General features: G+C 68.8%; 13 protein-coding genes. 3 read left to right on the top strand and 10 right to left on the bottom strand.

Features of this window, described 5'->3' with window-relative positions; genetic code table 11:
• Nucleotides 1–145 precede the first annotated feature (145 nt).
• Complete coding sequence (locus AC4HOU_RS24990) at nucleotides 146–1,348, top strand: hypothetical protein (protein WP_195021412.1); 1,203 nt, start codon at nucleotides 146–148, stop codon at nucleotides 1,346–1,348.
• A 299-nt stretch (nucleotides 1,349–1,647) separates the two neighbouring features.
• Here the strand turns inward: AC4HOU_RS24990 and AC4HOU_RS24985 are convergent, their stop codons facing one another.
• The 10 genes from AC4HOU_RS24985 to AC4HOU_RS24940 all read right to left on the bottom strand — a co-directional run bounded on the left by AC4HOU_RS24985 (nucleotide 1,648) and on the right by AC4HOU_RS24940 (nucleotide 15,654).
• Entirely contained in the window at nucleotides 1,648–4,116 is a 2,469-nt protein-coding gene (locus AC4HOU_RS24985; RefSeq protein WP_195021570.1) for a periphilin-like transcriptional regulatory Lge1 domain-containing protein, read from the bottom strand.
• A 120-nt stretch (nucleotides 4,117–4,236) separates the two neighbouring features.
• The gene (locus tag AC4HOU_RS24980; RefSeq protein WP_195021413.1) at nucleotides 4,237–6,282 is read right to left on the bottom strand and encodes a type VII secretion target; all 2,046 of its coding nucleotides are present in this window, start codon (nucleotides 6,280–6,282) and stop codon (nucleotides 4,237–4,239) included.
• A gap of 72 nt (nucleotides 6,283–6,354) precedes the next feature.
• A complete protein-coding gene (locus AC4HOU_RS24975; RefSeq protein WP_195021414.1) occupies nucleotides 6,355–9,042 on the bottom strand; it encodes a collagen-like domain-containing protein in 2,688 nt (895 codons plus the stop codon).
• 21 nt (nucleotides 9,043–9,063) lie between these two features.
• Nucleotides 9,064–9,372 carry a hypothetical protein gene (locus tag AC4HOU_RS24970; protein ID WP_163817654.1) on the bottom strand — a complete coding sequence of 103 codons (309 nt, stop codon included), beginning with the start codon at nucleotides 9,370–9,372 and terminating at the stop codon, nucleotides 9,064–9,066.
• A gap of 30 nt (nucleotides 9,373–9,402) precedes the next feature.
• Complete coding sequence (locus AC4HOU_RS24965) at nucleotides 9,403–9,786, bottom strand: hypothetical protein (RefSeq protein ID WP_163817652.1); 384 nt, start codon at nucleotides 9,784–9,786, stop codon at nucleotides 9,403–9,405.
• Nucleotides 9,783–10,523, bottom strand: coding sequence for a hypothetical protein (locus AC4HOU_RS24960; RefSeq protein ID WP_163817650.1), 741 nt, complete (start codon nucleotides 10,521–10,523; stop codon nucleotides 9,783–9,785). The genes AC4HOU_RS24965 and AC4HOU_RS24960 overlap by 4 nt, the downstream gene beginning before the upstream one ends.
• A complete protein-coding gene (locus AC4HOU_RS24955; protein ID WP_163817648.1) occupies nucleotides 10,520–10,864 on the bottom strand; it encodes a YbaB/EbfC family nucleoid-associated protein in 345 nt (114 codons plus the stop codon). The genes AC4HOU_RS24960 and AC4HOU_RS24955 overlap by 4 nt, the downstream gene beginning before the upstream one ends.
• On the bottom strand, nucleotides 10,861–12,402 hold the full coding sequence (locus tag AC4HOU_RS24950; RefSeq protein WP_490725397.1) for a PPE domain-containing protein: 1,542 nt from the start codon (nucleotides 12,400–12,402) through the stop codon (nucleotides 10,861–10,863). The genes AC4HOU_RS24955 and AC4HOU_RS24950 overlap by 4 nt, the downstream gene beginning before the upstream one ends.
• A 31-nt stretch (nucleotides 12,403–12,433) precedes the next feature.
• Entirely contained in the window at nucleotides 12,434–14,134 is a 1,701-nt protein-coding gene (locus tag AC4HOU_RS24945) for a hypothetical protein (protein WP_195021416.1), read from the bottom strand.
• A gap of 1,217 nt (nucleotides 14,135–15,351) precedes the next feature.
• Nucleotides 15,352–15,654, bottom strand: coding sequence for a hypothetical protein (locus AC4HOU_RS24940; protein WP_194990379.1), 303 nt, complete (start codon nucleotides 15,652–15,654; stop codon nucleotides 15,352–15,354).
• A gap of 160 nt (nucleotides 15,655–15,814) precedes the next feature.
• Between AC4HOU_RS24940 and AC4HOU_RS24935 the strand changes: the two genes are divergently transcribed.
• Together AC4HOU_RS24935 and AC4HOU_RS24930 are read left to right on the top strand one after the other, a co-directional pair.
• Nucleotides 15,815–16,924 (top strand): DUF4226 domain-containing protein, encoded by a 1,110-nt coding sequence (locus AC4HOU_RS24935; protein ID WP_194990378.1) that lies wholly within the window; start codon nucleotides 15,815–15,817, stop codon nucleotides 16,922–16,924.
• A gap of 2 nt (nucleotides 16,925–16,926) precedes the next feature.
• Nucleotides 16,927–18,159 carry a transglycosylase SLT domain-containing protein gene (locus AC4HOU_RS24930; protein WP_228806369.1) on the top strand — a complete coding sequence of 411 codons (1,233 nt, stop codon included), beginning with the start codon at nucleotides 16,927–16,929 and terminating at the stop codon, nucleotides 18,157–18,159.
• Nucleotides 18,160–18,172: the final 13 nt, after the last annotated feature.

Raw genomic sequence — 18,172 nt, 5'->3', positions numbered from 1 at the left:
TCCACGTCATTGTCCCGGCAGCCGAATCGAGCATCTTCCCAGCAATGGGACGTTGCGCTCGGGCACAGCACTTCCCAGCGCGGGGAAGGCAAGACAATGAGGGGCGATAACAGCGGGAGGCGGTGTCGACAGAATGGTGGCAGGTGTGGCGGACACCGAAGTTCAACAGGCACAGAGCACAAAGCCCGCAGAGGTCGCGGCGGTAGCCGCTGCTCCACGCGCGCAGAGCGCCACTCCCGCCGAACCCGAGGTCGGCCGAGTTGTCGCGCAGCCCGTCGAAGAAGCGCGACGAGCCGGCTCCGCCGACCCGTCGGGCGCCAAGGACGCGACGACGACACCGCCGGCGCGCCCGGCCCTGCCTGCCGACGGAGCAAAGGGGTCGGGCGATCCCGATTCGGTGCGGCCGATCTCCGCCAAGGACCCGGTCCGCACCCCGCCGCCCGCCAACGGCGACTGGATGAACCTCGATCCACCGCCCGGCGCCTCACCGCAGACGAAGCTGTTGATCGCGCAGGCCGAGAAGGCGATTCGGTTCGCCGTCGACCTGTTGGGCCGCGAACACACCGTCACACCGCCGCCACAGGTGAGCGAGCTGCTCAAGACTGTCGCCGCCGACAATGTCGGAAACGGCCAGATGGTGGAGGCGTACAACAAGGCTCTCGGCCAATCCCGCCAGACCAAGACGGCGCTGCTGTCCATGGACGACAAGGTCGCGAAGACCTCGACGGTGATGGCCGACGAGAAGTCCAAGAATCTGGCGGCCATCAAGACGATCGTCACCGAACTCAAGGCCGCGCTGAAACCGTATTCCGCGGCCAAGCTCACCGCCGCACAGGACTACGCGGTGATGAAGATCGTCGCGCGTGCCCTGCGCAAGATCTGCGAGAAGATCGTGGCCGCTGCTGATTACAACTGGGACATCGCGCACGGTGGTGGTGGTAACGGTAGCGGCGGTGGCGCGGGCGGCGGCGGTGGCATCCCGAGCGGCGGTGCGCAGCAGCCGGGCGGCGGCCAAGCCGGTGGTGGTGATGGCGGTCTGGGTGGCCTGCTCAGCATGCTGCCCATGCTCGGCATGATCCCCATGTCCCTGATCCCCATGCTGCCGATGCTGCACGAGGCGTTCGCCCCTGAGGAACCCAAGAACGCCGAAGAGAAGAAGGGCGAGGGCGCTCCGCCGCCACCGCCGCCGGGTGACGGCAAGCCGCCCGAGGGTCAGGCGCCGCCACCGGGCGATTCCGGCAAGCCCGCGGAAGGCGCTGCGGCGCCGGGCGATCAGAAGCCGAATGATCCGAACAAGCCGGCGGGTGAGCCGGCGAAGGGCGAGGAACCGAAGGCTGCCCCGGCCTGAGTTCGGCAGGGCACGCCACGTCCGTATGCCGTCATCGGCGGGTACTCCGTGGGGGCGATGCGGCCACGTGACCAGGTAACACGAGGGGCGGCCTGGACCAACCTGCGTCATGCTACCGTGATACGCCCCAGGCGACCTGGTAGCACGGTTGCCTCTGGTGCGACAGGGTGCCGGGCAGTCGGGAACGATCGGTCGGCGCGATCCCATCTCGTCGCCGGCCGGGGTGTCTCGTGGCCGGCCGCGAATGGCGAAGTGCCCGGTCCGAGCAGGCGAGGCGCAACGTCCGCCGCGCCGGCGAATCAGGTATAGACCTGCGGCCGAACCGGTTTCGGCTGCGGCGGCGCACCGCCGCCCGGCGCGACATCCACGGTCGGTTGCGCACCCGCGGTGAGATCGCCTGCGGCCTTGTCGATTCCGCTGGGGTGGAAGAAGCCCTGGAACCTTCCGAACGGCCCGTGACCGTCGTCCGGTGGATTGTGCGGGTCCATCTGCACGAGCTGGCCATTGAGCAGGACGTTCAAACCGGAATCGTTCATCACGACCAGCGCGGTCCGGTTCTCCCACTGGATCACATCGCCGGTGCGCAGACGTTTGTCGGGGTCGGTGGTGTTCGGGTCGACCGCGGTCCACGGGTTGCTCGGGGTCTGCTGCCCGGTCGTGCCTGCGTACGCGGCGTGCGCGTCACTGCCGTTGGTGTTGTAGATCTCCTTGTTCAACGCCTGCGCGACAGCCGGCGGCACCTTCTGCGTAGTCCCATCCGGCAGCGGCGCATCTGTCATTCCGCCGGGCATGACCACCGGCGGCGGCGCACCCGGACCGTACGATGCGGCCGCAACCGGCGGCGCACCCTCGCCGGAGGCCGGCGCGCCACCGGCCTGCGCCGACGCCTGTGCGGTGGCGGCTTCCTCGTCGGCCTTACGTTCCTCCCGCTCGAGCTGGCGTTCCTCCCGTTCGAGCCTGCGCTCCTCCTCGACCCGTTCGCGCTCCTGCTGCTCGGCCTTCTGCGCCATCATCATCTGCGCGGCCTGGCCGACGACCTGCGGCAACATCGACATCATCATCATCAACGGCATCGCGAGATTCATGCCGCCGCCACCCTGTTGCTGCGGCTGCTGCGGCTGCCCCGCGCCACCGGAACCGGACCCGGGGTTGGTCTGGTCACCGGGCTTGTCCTGGCCGCCAGGAGTCTGCCCACCCGACGTTCCGCCGCCCGACGTGCCCCCACCCGAGGAGCCCCCGCCCCCCTCACCACCGGAACCGCCGCCCGTACCGCCGCCACCGCCGGCCCCGATCTTCTCGATATCGTCGGCGAGATCGTTGAAGAACTTGGCCAACTTCGGATCGGTTGTGCCCTGGCCGGTTCCGCCGCCGGGGTTGTCGGCGCCCACCGGAAGATCGTTGTAGGTGCCGCTCCAATCCTGGTTGGCGCCAGGGCCGGTTGGGGTGGGGCCGGGCCCCTGCTGCTGGCCTGGACCCTGCGGCGTCTGCTGCCCACCGCCATTACGCTTGCCGTCGCCGTCACCCGTATTGCCGGAAGAACCGTCTTTCTGCTTCCCGCCCGGGTCCTTGGGAGGCTTCTTCCCCTCGACGAAGTCTTTGACGCGTTCGATTCTCTTGGAGATGTCCAGCGAGGTGCTGCGCAGAGCATCCAGCAGCTTCTGCTCGAGCTCCTTGCTCAGCTCGAACGATGTGACGTTGCCGTCCTTGTCGTAGGTGCGCTGGACCTTGGCCTTCTTCTCCGCTTCCAGCTCTTCCAGGCTCTGGCCCCACGGTCGCGCGCTCGCATACATGGGCGAACGCATCACTTGACCGAGGTCCTCCAACCTGCGGACGATGTCGTTCTTCGCGTCACTCACCTCGCTGGCGAGATCCTTGGTCAACACCTTGACGTCTTTGAGCCGCTTGTCGAGAGCCAGGTTGAGGCTTTCGATCTTCTCGTGATTGTCGCGGTAGATCTTCACCATTTCCGAGGTGAATTTCCCGCTCGGCAGCCCCGCGTTTTTCAGTTCCTCGAGCGGATCAGGCGCGGCGGATGGCTTACCGGCTCCGAGCTGGTCGACCTGGAGCTGCATGATCCGCCGCATCGTCGCGACGGTGTCATAGAAGAACTCGCTACCGCCCGGCGGCACCGGGAAGTCGACGGGGATGAAGTGTTTCTTCTGGTCGCCCATGTAGTAGGCGACACCCAGGACCTCTGTGTTGTCTTTGCCGCCGAGCGCGACGATCGTGCCATCGTCGTTGATCCGGTAGGCCTTGATCTTGTCGAGGATCGACTTGTCGAACTCGAATCCCTGCGACCACAGCGCCCGGCCTTTGTCACCCTTGGCGAGATGCTGGCCGCCGAGGATGTCGATGGAGTCGTTGTCGAACCGGGCACCGGTAACCGAGCTGGTGCCATTGTCCGTGCCGGATTGCAGAGCTTTCTGGCCGAGCTCCTTGTCGACGAAAACCAGGTTGCCGTCCTGGAATCGTATGGCGTATCGACCGTTGTCCGAGACCAGTTCATCATTCGGCCCGAGGGTATCGCCGACTTTGATGGTGTTGCTGCCGGTGGCGGCATCGAGCTTGATGTCCTTGGTCGACGGTGCGTCGAATTCCGGTTCGACTGCCCCCTTGATGGGTGCGGTGCCGTCGAGCTTCTTCTCCTCCTTCTCCTCCTTATCGGGCTCCTTCGGCGACGCCTGAGCAGTTGGTTTCGGGGTCGCCCCCGGCCTCGCGGTATTCGGCGATACGTCACCCCGTGCGCGTGCTTCGTCCTCGATCGACATCAGCGCACCCGAACCTGCGTCGCGGCACCGAGGCGGCGCCCGGCCGTAGGCCGGACCATACGTACCGCTCGGTCCGAACCGTCTCCGTCAACTCGCCGCGGCCCGGTGTAGCCGGGGGACTCAGGCTCCATCCTGGCTGCTCCTCGGAACCGGGGGCGGTACGACCGGGGGCGGACCGGCCGAGACTCCTGGCGGCGGCCCGGAAATTCCGCTCGGCGGGGCGACCGAAGTTCCTGGCGCGGACACGGTTCCGGTCGTGGTAACAGGACGGTCCACGCGGCCGGTGTCGGCGGCGGACACCGCGGACGGCGCCTCCACGAACAGGGGGTGTTCGATGATCTGCTCGTGGGCGTAGACGGCGTCGCGCAAGCCCTGGCGGGTCGGCTCGCCCTCGAGCAGCATCACCAGTTCGTTGCAGCGGCGTTCGAACACCATGTCCCGCAGGGAGGAATCCGAGCTGTCCACCCTGAGGTCGCCGATGCCGACGCGGCCGGGATCGACGCGACGCGAGAGCATAGAGGCCGCGAGCAGGTCGTCGGCATCGCGCAGGTCGTCCCACCACGGGGCCGGAACGGGTTGGCCGGCCTGAACCATCGCCAGGATGCGTTCGCGCACCGACCGCGCCTCAGCGGCTTCGGCCGGCACCGGCCCGGCGCGACCGACCCGGACGTGTGCGTCGACCGCGAGCTCGATGCAGCGGCCGGGGACCTGCTCGTCGGTCAGCGCGGACACGTGCTCCAAGGCGCTCATCGTGCCGAACAGGCCGAGACGATCGGCGGTGTCCGGGGTGAATACGCGCAGATCCACTTCCTCGGCCGGGCGGACGTTGCCTTCGGTCGACACGTCGCGCAGTTGTGCGCGCAGGCCGGGGTCGATCGGCCCCGATGACACCAGCGCGGACAGCTTGGCGTTGGCCTTGGCGCCCCAGGCCAGGCCGAATTCGGCGAGCACCCGGGCCGGGTCGGTGACGCCTTCCCACGGTGAGCCTTCGCCGGAGTCGGTGCCGAGCAGCTCGTCCCAGATCCATGGCGACGACACCTCACGCGGCAGGAACAGCCCGGCGGGCATCCAGCCGCGGCCCTCGTTCGTGGTGATGAACACGCCGGCGCCGGCCGGTCCGCGCATCACCGATACCGCCCAGGTCAGGCCGATGACCGAGGAGTCGACCGCGGCGAGCACCGAACGCAGCAGCGTCCGCGCGATCACCAGATCTTCGTCGACCTCGTCGCCGACCACATGCGAGGGCTCGGCCGCCTTGTCCTTCGCGGCGGCCACGGCCGCGGCGAACGGGGTCGGCACCGGCGCCATCATCGGCGTGGCGTCGGAGCGGCCGCTCGTCTGCGACGGCGGGGCGGTGGCGGCCCGATCGTCCATCGGGCCGGCGACCGGCGCCATCGGCGCGACGCCGGGCATCCCGGTGGACGGCGGTGGCGTCGCGGTGGGCGCCGACGCTCCGGTGGGCTGGGCAGGCGCGGACGAACCGGTATTCGTCCCGGTGTCGGTGCCCGCTGCCGCCGCCGCGGTGGGAACCTGCGGGGTCACACCGGAAGCGGCAGCGGGTTGCTGCGCAGCGGTTTCCGACGCACCGGGGGCGCCGATGCCGGGTGTGACCGGTGGCGGCGTGGTGACGTTCGGCGCCGGCTGGTCGGCTGTCGGGCCGGAGGGATCGGTCTGATCCGGCGCGGTACCGCCCGGGAGCACCGGACCGGGGGCCGGGCGGTCCGGAGCCGAACTGTCCGGTGGTGTGGTGCCCGTGCCGGGGCCGCCCGTCGACGGAGCGTCGGGTGTCTGTCCGACGGGCGTCGGCGCCGGAACCGGCTGAGTGCCCGCACCCCCTCCGGTCGGAGTATCGAGGCCCTGGCCGCCGCCGCGCACGGCCTGCGCGCCCTGCTGATCGGACCACTCGTAGTCGTTGGCAGACTTGATGAGATAGTCCGCGGTCCTGTCGTGATCGTCGGCCAGGGCATTGCCTGCCTTTTGCCGTTCGTTGTAGTACTCGACCAGCGCTTCGTAGACGGGATCAGCGATCGCCCCGTAGGTCCGTGGGAAGTCGTTGAGCCAATCCAGGGGAGGCTTCGCCCATTCCCGGGTGTCTCGGGCGACGCGCCGGTGCTGTTCAGCCAGCTGCCGCAACACCGCGGGGTCGAGACTCAGACCTTCCGGCACGCCTGATCACTCCTTCCACACCACTGACCCGTCCATTTTCGGCGCTTCCCGCCATTGGGAATCCGCGCCTGGTCAGCGGACGGTCGGCGCGGACACCGCCGATGGCCGGTTCGCACCGGGCCGGGGCGCGGCAGGTTCGGGCAGCGCGGGATGCCCGGTCACCTGAGCGTGCGCGTACATCGCGTCGCGGAGCAACTGCCGGGTCGGCTCGCCGGCCAGCAGCAGCACGAGCTCATCGCAGCGGCGCTCGAACACCATGGCCCGCAACGCCGCACCCTCGGTGCCGGTGTGCTCGGCGCGCAACTCGCCAAGCGTCACCCGTGACGCGTCGAACCGCCGTGACACCATCGACGCGGCGAGCAGATCGTCCAGATCGCGCAGCTCGTCGAACCACTGCTCGGGCACCTCGCGGTCTTGCCGAATCGCGCGGAGTACGCGTTCGCGCTGGGTGGGCGCGCCGAGGGCGTGCGCGTTCTCGCCGAGCGCCCGCGTGACTCGCTGATGGGCGTCGACAGCCAGATCGACGCAGCGGGCGAGGATTTCGTCGTCGGGTATCGCCGCGACCCTGGCCAGCATGCGTGGTGAGGCCGTCAGTTCGAGCCGGTCGACCAGCTTGCCGGTGCGCGCGCTGAGATCCATCTCGGGTGAGGCAGGCACCTCGCCGATCGTCGCCACCTCGCCGAGTTGGGCGGCGAGCACGGCGTGGATCGGGAGCGAGGAGGCCAGAGCCGTCAGCCGAGCACCGGATTTGCGTCCCCACGCCACGCCGAACTCGGCCAGCACCCGCGCCGGATCCGACAGGCCCTCCCAGGCCGAGCCATCGGAGACCGACCACATCCACGGCGTCGACATTTCCGGCGGCACGAACACTCCGGTGGGCAACCAGCCTCTGCCCTCGTTGGTGGTGAGGAACGCACTCACCCCGCCGGAATGGCGCATGACCGCGACCGCCGTGGCATGCCCGACGACAGGGGGTGCGGCGGCGAGCACGCCGGCCAGCAGCGTGCGGGCGAGGACCAGATCGCCGTCGACCTTGTCGCCGAGGACGAATGACGGTCCTGCTGCCGCCGCCATGGCCGCGCCGACGACATTGCGCACCATGTCGCCGGAATCGTCCGGGTCCGCGGGTTGCTCGTGTGGTGGCATCCCGGGCCGGGGAGCCGGCTGGCTGTTGGACGCGACTGCCGGTCCGGTCGGCGCCGGGGCGCCCGCAGCAGGTTGCGCCCCGACGACGGGAGCCTTCGCCGGCGCCACCGGCGGCGCGGGTGGCGCAGCCGGCGACGATGGCTGCGCCGCCGCGCTCGATGGAACGGCGGTTTTGCCGGTCACCGGCGGTGGCGGAGCAGCGGGCGCTGCGGCCGTGACCGCCGACGGTGGCGGGCCGGCCGGCAAGATCGGAGGCGGCATCGCACCCATGGCGGCCGCGGCGGCCTGGTCCGGCCCTGGATCGCTGTCCGCCGCGAAGTCGGCCCCCGGATTCTTCTGCCCAGCGGCGCGAATAGCGGCATCGGCCACGGGGTCGGCCGGATCCGCGCCCGGGTCCGTCTCGGAGCCGGATGATTTCGCGCGAGTGGACTCACCATCGGAACGCTGCTCGTCCGAACCGGCACGATAGGCACTCGCGCCGGCCAGGCGATCCGAGGCGTCGCCGGAGGGTCGATCGCCCGGGCTGCTCGACCGGTCGATGCCGGGATCGGAACCCGCCGCGCCCCTGGCCGTATCGGGGATGACCGCGCCCCACGGTGTCGGCACCTGACCAGCGGAACCACGACCCACCGGGCCGGCATGGACCGGGCCGCCCGCAGGATCGGATACGGGGACGCTGCCGCCGGTCGAATTACCCTCGCCCCGGGGCGTGCGGTCGATCGCCGCGCCCTGCCCGGTCGACTCGCCCTGGCCGACCGACTCGCCTTGCCCCGTCGGCTCGCCGGGCCCAGCCGCAGGCCCCGGTCCGGTGACGATATCGGCCGGCCCCCTGGCCTCCGGCGATTGCCCGATCCCATCGGGCGTCTCATGCACCGGAGGCGGAAGCGTGTGCGGTCCGTCTGGATTCGGCAGCGGCGTGGGAACAGGCACGCCGCGAGGATTCGGCGCAGCGGGCGCCGTGGGCGGTTGCCGAAACCGGTCGTGCACCGGCTCCGTCGGAGCACGACCCGATGGTGGATCAGGCGCTCCCGAACGGCGCTGCGTCCACGGACCGGGCTGCCTCAGCAGTTCCGCGATTCTGGCGAGCGCGGGTACACCGGACGGGCTCAGCGTGGCCAGCGCCGCGGCGACCACATCGCGCACGTCATCGCGCGCGGTCGCGAGGATGGCGGCAATCGTCGCTTCGGCCTCTTCCGGCGTGGGCCGGTTCGCCTCGCCTTCGGTACTTTCGGCACTGTCATCGCTTTGGGCCCTGCGGCGCACTGCCGTGATCCGAGCCGTGGCGTCGTCGACGATGTCGAGAATCCGGTTGCGGGTCCGATAGACCAGGTCACCGAACCCGCGGAAGACCTCGCTCGCGGCCAGCAGCGCGTCGGCGAACGCCTGCGGCATCCCCTGCTGCGCCAGCATTTCGTCCTTGATCGGTTGCAGGCGTTCACTGGCCCGCACCGCTTGATCGAAGGCCAGCCGCGCCTGTGGTGCGTCACCGGTGTTCAGCGCGGAGGCCGCGGCCCGCGCCCGGGTCTCCAGCGCATTCCAGTGCGCCGGAGAGACCTCGGGCCAATCGTCGCCGACGATGGCGTCCCAGTAGGGGCTCGTACGCTCCGGCTCCATGACGTTCGGCTGTTCCGGCGATCAGACCGGGCGGTGACCGCGCACCGCGGCCGCGCCGAGGATGTCGGCGATGTCGTGGGCATTGGCGCCGTCGACCGCTTCCCGGAGTGCGATATCGGCGCGCCCGAGGCAGCTACGCACAGCATTGCCGAAAGTTTCGGTGATCCAGTCGAGTTCGCCGACCAGCGCATGGTCCAGCGACGACGACGGGCGGCACGTGAGCGTGAAATCGCCAACCGCCGCGCCCACCTGGCCGGCCCCGGAAGTCATGGCATACACATAGGCCTGCACCGGGCGCAGAACTTCGGGCGTGCTGTCGCGGTCCAACATGTCAGGGTCCTGTCTCGGATCCGGCCGGTATCAGGGCGTGCGGCCCAGCTCGGCGTTCTCCATGGCTCGGTAGGCGGCCTCGGTCGGCAGATCGAAGGCGTCGACGGTGTAGGGGCGGGCGCCGTTGTATTCCATCTCGGCGCGCAAGCCCACCCTGGATTTCAGATGGGCCAGCCGCGCGATCCGCAGGATCTCGGCCGACAGCCAGGCATCGCCGTTCTCCCTGGCTTCGTCGGTCAGGTGCAGACCGACCACCTCACCGTCACGGTTGCAGGCGACGCCGACGCTGTGATCGAGGTTGACCACTTCGTAGATCATGCTCTGCCAGTCCGGGGCGGCGGGGGCGTCACCGTGATAGCCGTCCTCGTCGAAATCGTCGAAATCGACCGGCTCGGTGGCATTCGGATGCGTCATCGGTTCATCTCCGGGGGTCGTTCGGTGGCGTCGGCAGCCGCCACCGCGGTGGGTCTGGGGGCCGGGCCCGGCGCGTCCGAGGTTCCGGAGAGTCCGGCTACCAGGCCCGACCACATCGTGTCGTCGATGGTCATCACGAATCTCAGCGGCCAGAACCGCGCACCGAGGTACACCTCTCCGGTGCCGTCCGGCGCCACCTCGATGCGGTCGACGCCGTCGTCGGCCGCGTCGAGGACGAGGGTGGTGACGGGCGGGCGTTTGTCGTCGACGTGAATGATCGACGCTCCCCCACCGGGGAAAAATCCGCGGCGACACCTCGGGCTGTCGCCGACCGTCACCGCCTCACTGTTGGTGGTGATGGTGACTTCGGGATCGAGCAGCAACTGCATCACCCACGAACGCGCCACGGCCACCGCATGATCGGCGCTGATCGCGACCTGGAGGAACGCGGCCAGATCGATGACGAGAATCGCGTCCCCCATGGTGATTCCGGCCACCACCAACCGCCGGGCGGACTCCACCGGCGGGGGCAGCTCGTCGGCGGACAACGTCAGCAGTTGGGCGCCGGCACCGGTATTCGTGACCGGATATGCGGTCACCGCGCCGGTGGCGACGTCCACCGTGAAGGCGCCGAACGGAGCGGCCGCATTGGCCGCTGTGCCCGCCAGCCTGCTCAGCCCTTCCTCGTGCAGCCAGCGGATCGCCTCGCCAGGACTGACCGTATCGGCCTGCGTCATGACGACGCCCCGGACGCACCGGCGGTCGCTTCCGGCTCGGCCGACTCGAGGGGGCCGTCCATGACCAAGCGATACTGGCGTCCGGCGTCGGCGGCGCTGTCGCGGATCGCGGCCATGATCTCGTCGACCAGTTCCGGGCTGGTGAATCGGTCCACCGTGCCGGGTGCGAGATACAGGCCGGTCAACCTGCCCATCGCGTCGACCTCGGGAATGACCGCACCGCTCGGCGAGGGACGCCGCGCCCGGATCGCATCGATCTTCTCCCGCATATCGGCGATGCGGTGACGCAGGTCGCGCGCCATATCGAGGGCGGCCTGCACATCGGGATGGATCTTGGTCATGCAGAACCTCCGGAGTGACTCGAATGCTGGTTGCCTCCAGCCGAATTCGGTGTCGGCGGGGTGACGCTGGGTGCGATGGTCGGACGTTCGCCGATCACCATCTCGGTGTGCGGCGTGTCGTCGACGTACATGAGGCGATCGGGGTGCCAGGCGACGACCCGGTTGCGATCCTCACCACCGCCGCCGGGCCCACCGGCCCCTGGAGCCATCGGCATGTACGGCATCATCGGCATGCCCGCACCCCGCATCGCGCTGCCCGACCCGCCGGACGACGACGCGGACAGCGGTTCGATCACCGGCGCGCGCGGCAACCCCTGCGTCAGGCCCGCGGGCACCGAAGCCGACGTGGTCAGGGGTGTGGGTGCGGCGACGGCGGCCGCGTCGAAATCGCCGACGGAACCGCCGAAGCCTCCGCCGCCACCTCCACCGCCGCCGAAGCCTCCGTAGCCACCGGGGGAACCGAAGCCGTAGCTGTCGTCGTACAGTTCGTCACCCAGGGCATAGTCGTCGAGGTATTCCTGCGACGACTGGTCCAGCGGCAGGCCGCCCATGCTCGACATCGCGTTCATCATGGCGGGCAGCAGATTGGCGAGCATGCCTGGGTCCATGGCCTGCTCACCCGAGCCCTGTTCGCCGCCGCCCTGGCCGCCCGAGCCCTGACCGCCTGCGGCCTGACCCGCGGCGGATTCCGCGGCAGCGGCTTCACCCGGAAGCGGCGTGTTGGTGGCAGCGCTGTATCCGGTGACCGTTTCCGCCGAGCGGGCGTTCTGCTCCTCGAATTTCGCCAGCGCCAGGGCAGTGCGCGCCTCGTCCTTGGAGCGCATGGCGGCGAGCAGTTCCTTGCGGGCGGCGATGATCTCCTCCGGCGTCGGATGCGTCGACTTCGCGATCCGGAACGCCTCGCTGTAGGAGTCGATCGAATCGGCGAGCAACCGCATTCCGGTGACCAGATGGCCGAGCCAGCCGCTGTACCGGGTGAGATTGCCGGCGACCTTCTCCCCGACCGGCGTCCACTGCGCCATGGCGGCGGCCGAATCGGCTACGGCCTGGTTCGCGATCGGGGAGATGTCACGGGCGAATCCTCGTACCTTCTCGGCGAATTCCTTCGCCGGCCCCGGCCCCGGGCCCGCCTGCAACTGCTTCGCGAAGGTCAGCGGGTCGATGGCCGCACTGCTCGGCGCCGAGTACACGGGTGGCTTGCGATGCGGCATCGGAACCGGTTCGGCGATCGGGTTCGCGATGATCTCCCCGCCGCGGCCGCCGATCGCGCGGGCCCCTGCATCGTCCTGAGTGCTATAGGCCTGGGCGGATTTCCCGATCTTGTATGCGTCCATCGCGACCGCGTTGAGCACATCGATCATGCCGTTCACGACAGCGGCAGTCTGAGCATTCAACTGCGGCACCTTCGCACCGGAGATCGGGTCGGCGCCCGCGGGCACCACCCAGCCGCTGGGCAGCGCCAGTCCGGTGTCACGTGCGGCGTCGGTCAAGCCCGACGCCGCCTTCACCAATGCGCTCAGATCGACATCGAGAGCCATAATCGTCTCCCCTCAGACCAACCTGCACCCATTACGCCACCACCGTCGGCTGCTGATCCGCCGTGGCGGGCGCGGGCGCCGCCGCACCGGCGTCGGTGGGCGGCACCGCATCGATCCCGTTCGGATGGAAGAAGCCGTTGAACGTCCCGTACGGCCCGTCCTCCTTCATGATGTCGCCGGTCACCGCCTGGAGCTCGCCGTTGGCGACGATCTCCAGCGTGCCCTCGGCACCGCCGGCCGGAGGGCCTGCACCGTCGGCGACCGGCACAGCGTCGGCACCGCCCTCGTTCTTCCAGACGACAGCGATCGCGGTGCCATCCTTCCAGCTCGCCACATCGCCGGTGATCAACTGGCTCGGATCGATCCGCATTCCGATCGTCTTGTCGTCGTTCCACTTCGCCGGCGTATTCGCGTACGCGGCCTTGGCATCGATGCCCTTCTTGTTGGCGACGGCGGCTCCCAACGCGCTGTGCACCACCGGTGATACCCACAGTGTGGGCCGTCCGGGAAAGTCGAACGGCACCAACCCCTTCTCGTTCGGCACCGGTCCCGCCGCCTGCCCCGGCGGTGGCGGGGTACCCGCCCCGGGAGCGGCCGTGGCACCCGAATTCGCGTTCACCTGCTGCCCATTCGGGGCTCCGGGCGCCCCCTGACCCTGCTGCGCCACCGCGGGCTGCGCCGCGGGCTTCGGCTGCGCCACATCACGCGGCTTGTCCCGCCGATCTTCGAGCTCCTCACGCCGACGCGCCAGATCCCGATCCAACTCGTTACGCCGCGCCAACTGATCGTTCATCCCGGGCAGACCCATGCCCATACCAGGCATTCCCATCCCCGGCATGCCCATACCCATTCCGGGCATGCCCATCCCCGGCATACCGCCCAAGCCAGGCGAACTCGGCGACGAGATCGGCGGATTCACCCGCGGCGGAGTGGAAATCGGCGGAGTCGTCGTCGGCGGTTTGATATCCGAAGACGGCGGTTTCACGCCGGACGCCGGCGGTTTCGTCTCCGGCGGGGTGATGGGTTTCGTCGTCCCCGGCGGAGTGATCGTGCCGGGACGTGTCGGATCCGGTGTTGTGCCGGGTTGCTTGGGGCCGTTGTCGTTGACCCAGGGCGGCGGATTTTGTCCCGGGTTGTTCGCCCCGGGAGCCCCCGGCGCGCCCGGTGTTCCCGGCGCCGACGGCCCTGACGGCTTCTGCGCGCCCAGAATGCCTTCCATCTGCTTCTGCCAGGCTTCTCGATCTTTCTGACCTTGCGCGGCCGAGTCTTTTATCCATTTCTGGACATCGTTCCGGAGGCCGTCGCCGAGTTCCTGAGACTTTTCCGTCGACATCTCTCGGACGCCGTCGACACCCCTGAATCCGGACTCCAGAATATCAAAGAATGATGCGTCGTTATTTGCCCGCATGGCGTAGTCATTGATGCCGTCGATCAAATCGAGAATGTTCGTGCGTCCGGTTTTCGTCATTTCTTTTGTCTCGACAACCTTCTCCCAGGCCTTTTGCTGAACCGATTCATAGGAATCGGCGACCAGGATGAGGCCTTCGGACGCAGTCGTGTACTCGTCGATTCCGGGCCTCGCCAAATGCATCTTCGGAAGCTTGGGCAACTCCATGTCGGCAGGCTCGTCCACGCCGAACATCCGATAGGTGATATCGAGATACTCGACGAACGATGGGCTCGAAGGGGTCGATGGTTCCGAGGACGTCGAAGTCTCTGCCGGTTCCGCCACTACGTCGACCTCCCAACTCGCGAGAACATCAAATGGTCACTGCGGCCGCGGCTCCGGTGTCCTTGGAATACAGTTGCTTCATTCCGGGGGACAAGCCATCGGGCTGCCAGATGAATCCTTTGGTGTTGTCGGGGTTCGCGTACTGGGTAAAACTACCGTTCCTCGCCGACTCGACGTATCCGCCTACGAATTTTCCAGCGTACCCTGGTGCTCCATTACCTGGCCCCTTACCTCCGGGAGCCTGACCCGGCTTTACCGGAGGGTCGCCGAAGAGGTAATTGTTCAGCGGCTTGGACGCGTAGTAGCCGGCTACCGCACCTGTGCCGGATGCCCCCGCGTACCCGAGGCCCGATCGCCTGAGGTTTCTGTTCGGGAGACGCCACCGGAGTCCGTCCGCGCCCGGGTTGAAATGGTTACGCCACGAATCGGGTCGGTTTCGGGCCAGGTTCGCTCTTTCCGCACGCCGAGCATGCTGCGCCTGTCCACGCAGGGTTGCCCCCACGCGGCCACCCCTCAGTAACGGCGTAGGGGCGTTGGCGGGAAGATTGTAGTTGCGTCTGGCGGCCTGCCCGGCTCGTGCTGCAGTGCGGCCCTGAGCGCCTCCGAGGAAACCCAGCCTCCCCCCTGCGAGTCCGCCGCCCGCCCTCATACCGACGCTCGAAGCAATGCCGGCAACGATCGTCGACCCATCGAGTTTTCCGGTCTGCGCCCAGTTCGCGAAACTACCGCCGACGGCGGCCCCGATCCTGGCACCGATCGGCCCACCGACGTACGCACCGACCGCTCCGCCGACCAACGGCAGGGCCACTCCAGCCGTAGCGACCGCCGCCTTCTTCAACCACCCAAACATCAGAGGCCTCCACTATCAGTCGGCAGCCATGGTGCTCGCGTACCAAGGACGTCGAACAGGAACAGGGGCGCGTTCGGCAGAACCGTGGTGGCCACAGCCGCCGGTTCCACGCTCCAGTGATAGTCCACGCGCCACATACCCTTCCGAACCCACTCATTGTCGAAGATCCCCAATGCTGGGAACCCTTATGGTGCGCGCACGGGTGAGGATGGTTCGGAGACCGCACCATGGGGTAGGCGGAGCGATGCGGCCGGCCGGGCCTCGCCGGTCACCGACGGACATGGGAGGACAGCCGGAATGGACCTCCACCACCAACGACCACAGACCGGAACCGAGTCCAGGAAGCTCCGCTGGCGTGCCCGCTCGACTACAGGTGCCCAACCATGACCAGCGCCGAGGTGTGGCCGACCGCCGAAACGCCGGCCACGGTCGCAGAACACGACACCGACGACGGGCTCACCACACCGAGTCCCTGGTCGCCGCCATCTGGTCGGGCACGCGCGGGGTCCAGCACACGACCGGTATCGACCGGCACCGACGGCGCGCCCGCGAATACCACCGGCCCGAGCACGGGGAACGGCCGCGATACGCCCGCCGCGACCACCCAGCGCGAGCACGCACCCTCGGCGAACGCCCAATCCGCCGGATCGGCGTCCTCCCCGGCAGCCACAATAGCGCCGGCCTCGCCGGCGGGTGTACCGGCGGATACCTCGATAGAGACGGCCCGCTCCACCGCCTCCGGAGGGCCGACCGCCGAGCAAGAGCCCGCGGCGCAAGACGGCGCGGACCTGCTCGCTCAGCTCGAGCCTGCCCTGTCCGCCGGCTCACAGATGCTGCCGATGCTCGCTTCGGCGCTGTCGGGTTTGACCGGCAACAACGGCGATGCCGCGGGGAAAACGGCAGCGACAGCGTCCGCGCCGACGACCGCGAACGCGGCTGCCGCACCGGCTACGAGCGCTCGCGAGAAGCTGGGCGAACCCGACGCCACCACCGGCACCGCGGGCGCCGGCATGACAGACACCGCCGCCGACGCTGTCGCGGGGGGCCTGTCGCCCGAGGCTCAGCGTGCGATCAAGGCTTTGCGTCTCTTGGCGGCGGCCTATGGGGATGGTAATCCGACCGATCCCGAGGTCATCGAGCTACGAAAGATGCTGGGACTCACCCCCGGCAGTGGCGGCGCTGCCAGTGGGAGCCGTGCTCGGCAACTGTTCCAGCGCACAGCCGCGACCGCATTCAACAATCTCGACAACCAGCTCGCCCAGTACGTCTCGGGTCTGGCAGGCAACCACAAGGTGGACCGGAAGAAGCTCACCGAGCTCATCCGGGAAGTCAATGTCGCACTGGCCGAGCTCGGCCCGCATGCGTATACCCGCGAAGGTCACGCGAAGGTACACCAAATCCTCGCGCGCGCTCTGCAGAAGGCTCACACCATTGTCTCGGCCGGGCAATCGACCACCAAGGACATGGCCGCCCACGTCCAACGCCTCACCGCCCAGTACCTGTGGAATATCAACGGGCAGCAGCAGCCCTCCGGGAACGCGACGACCGGGACCGGGTACAGCCCGTACCGCGTCGGACAGGGCGGGTCGGTCGGCCAATGGATCCAGCAGGCCATGGATATCCTGCGCCGGTCCGGCACCGATATGAGCAAGGTCGATCCCGCGGCCATCGCGATCATGGCCCAGCACGAATCCAGCAACAATCCACAGGCGATCAACCTGTGGGACGACAACGCCAAACGGGGAACTCCCTCGAAGGGCCTGCTCCAGACCATCGATCCGACGTTCCGGCAGTATGCCCTTCCCGGCTACAACGACATCTGGAATCCGGTCCACAACATCATCGCCGGCGTGCGCTACGCACTCGACCGATACGGCTCGTTGGGCAACGTGCCCGGTGTGAAGGCGGTACGCGCCGGCGGCGCCCACGTGGGGTACTGACCATGGCTGGGCCCACCGTCGATACCGGCCCCGTCGACCCGGCGCCCGGGCGCAGAGAACGACGCCAACGCGTCGGCAACAAGGGCCCGGCACAGCTTCGTCCGCCCACTGGCTCCTCCGGTCCCGCGGCACCAGGGGCGGGAGCGGCGGCGGCGACCGCCAAGCCGGGCGCACAATCGGGTGGCACGCCTGCTCCGACATCGCCTGCCACCGCGCCGGGAGTGGTACCACCGGTCGGCGACGCGCGGCCCGGCGGTGCCGCCGCGGCGGCCGGAGCGGATTTCGGTGCTTTGCCCGCTGCGCTCGTCGGGGTGGCCGCGCCGGCGATGGCCGCGCTTGCCGCCATCGCGGGACGCTACGGCGATGGCTCGCCCTCCGCGGTCACCGGTCAGGGCTACGCGCCGCCTGTCGTCAGTACCGGCGCTCCGACCGGCCCCTTACGTTTGGGCGGTGAAATGGGCGCGCAATACGGTCTCCACGAGGGCAATACGTCTCGTCGCGTCGAGGCCCTCGGGAACTTGAACGTCGAGCTCGAGCGGATCCTCGGTGACGCGGCGAATTCCACCGCGCACGGCAGGGCGGCGATAAGCACACTCATCGCCGAAGTCAACACGGCGCTCACCGCTTTGGGGCCGGTGGCGGACACACCCGAGGGCCAGCAGATGGTGATCGCCACGTTGGGCAGGGCGCTACAACGGGCCGGTACCGTGCTGGGCCAGGGGCAGACCAACGCCGCGGTGTCGGCGGATCGGGTAGCCGCGCTCGCAGGTCGCTACGTCCGGGAATCGCGGCCCCAGGCACCCGCACCGCGCCGGCGCCGCGGAACCGGGCCGGGCCGCGGCGGCGCTGGGACCGGACCGCCCCGGACGATGCCCACCGGGCAGCAGAGTCAATGGATCGATCAGGCCATGCGCGTACTGGCCGAGAACGGCTACGACACAAGCCAGATCGACCGCTCGGCCATCGCGGCGATAATCCAGCACGAATCCAGTGGCAATCCGCACGCGATCAACCTGTGGGACAGCAACGCCGCTGCCGGCATCCCGTCGAAGGGGCTGATGCAGACCATCGACCCGACGTTCAACGCCTATTCGCTGCCGGGGCACCGCGATATCTGGAATCCGGTCGACAACATCATCGCCGGCGTGCGCTACTCCATCGATCGATACGGCTCGGTCAGCAATGTGCCGGGGATCGCGAGTATGCGCGAAGGTGGGGCGTACATGGGCTACTGAGCCCGCACCCGCC

This window comes from Nocardia sp. JCM 38205, assembly GCF_058222935.1.
The sequence above is the reverse complement of the archived record's forward strand: the minus strand, read 5'-3'. Positions and strand labels throughout refer to the sequence as shown.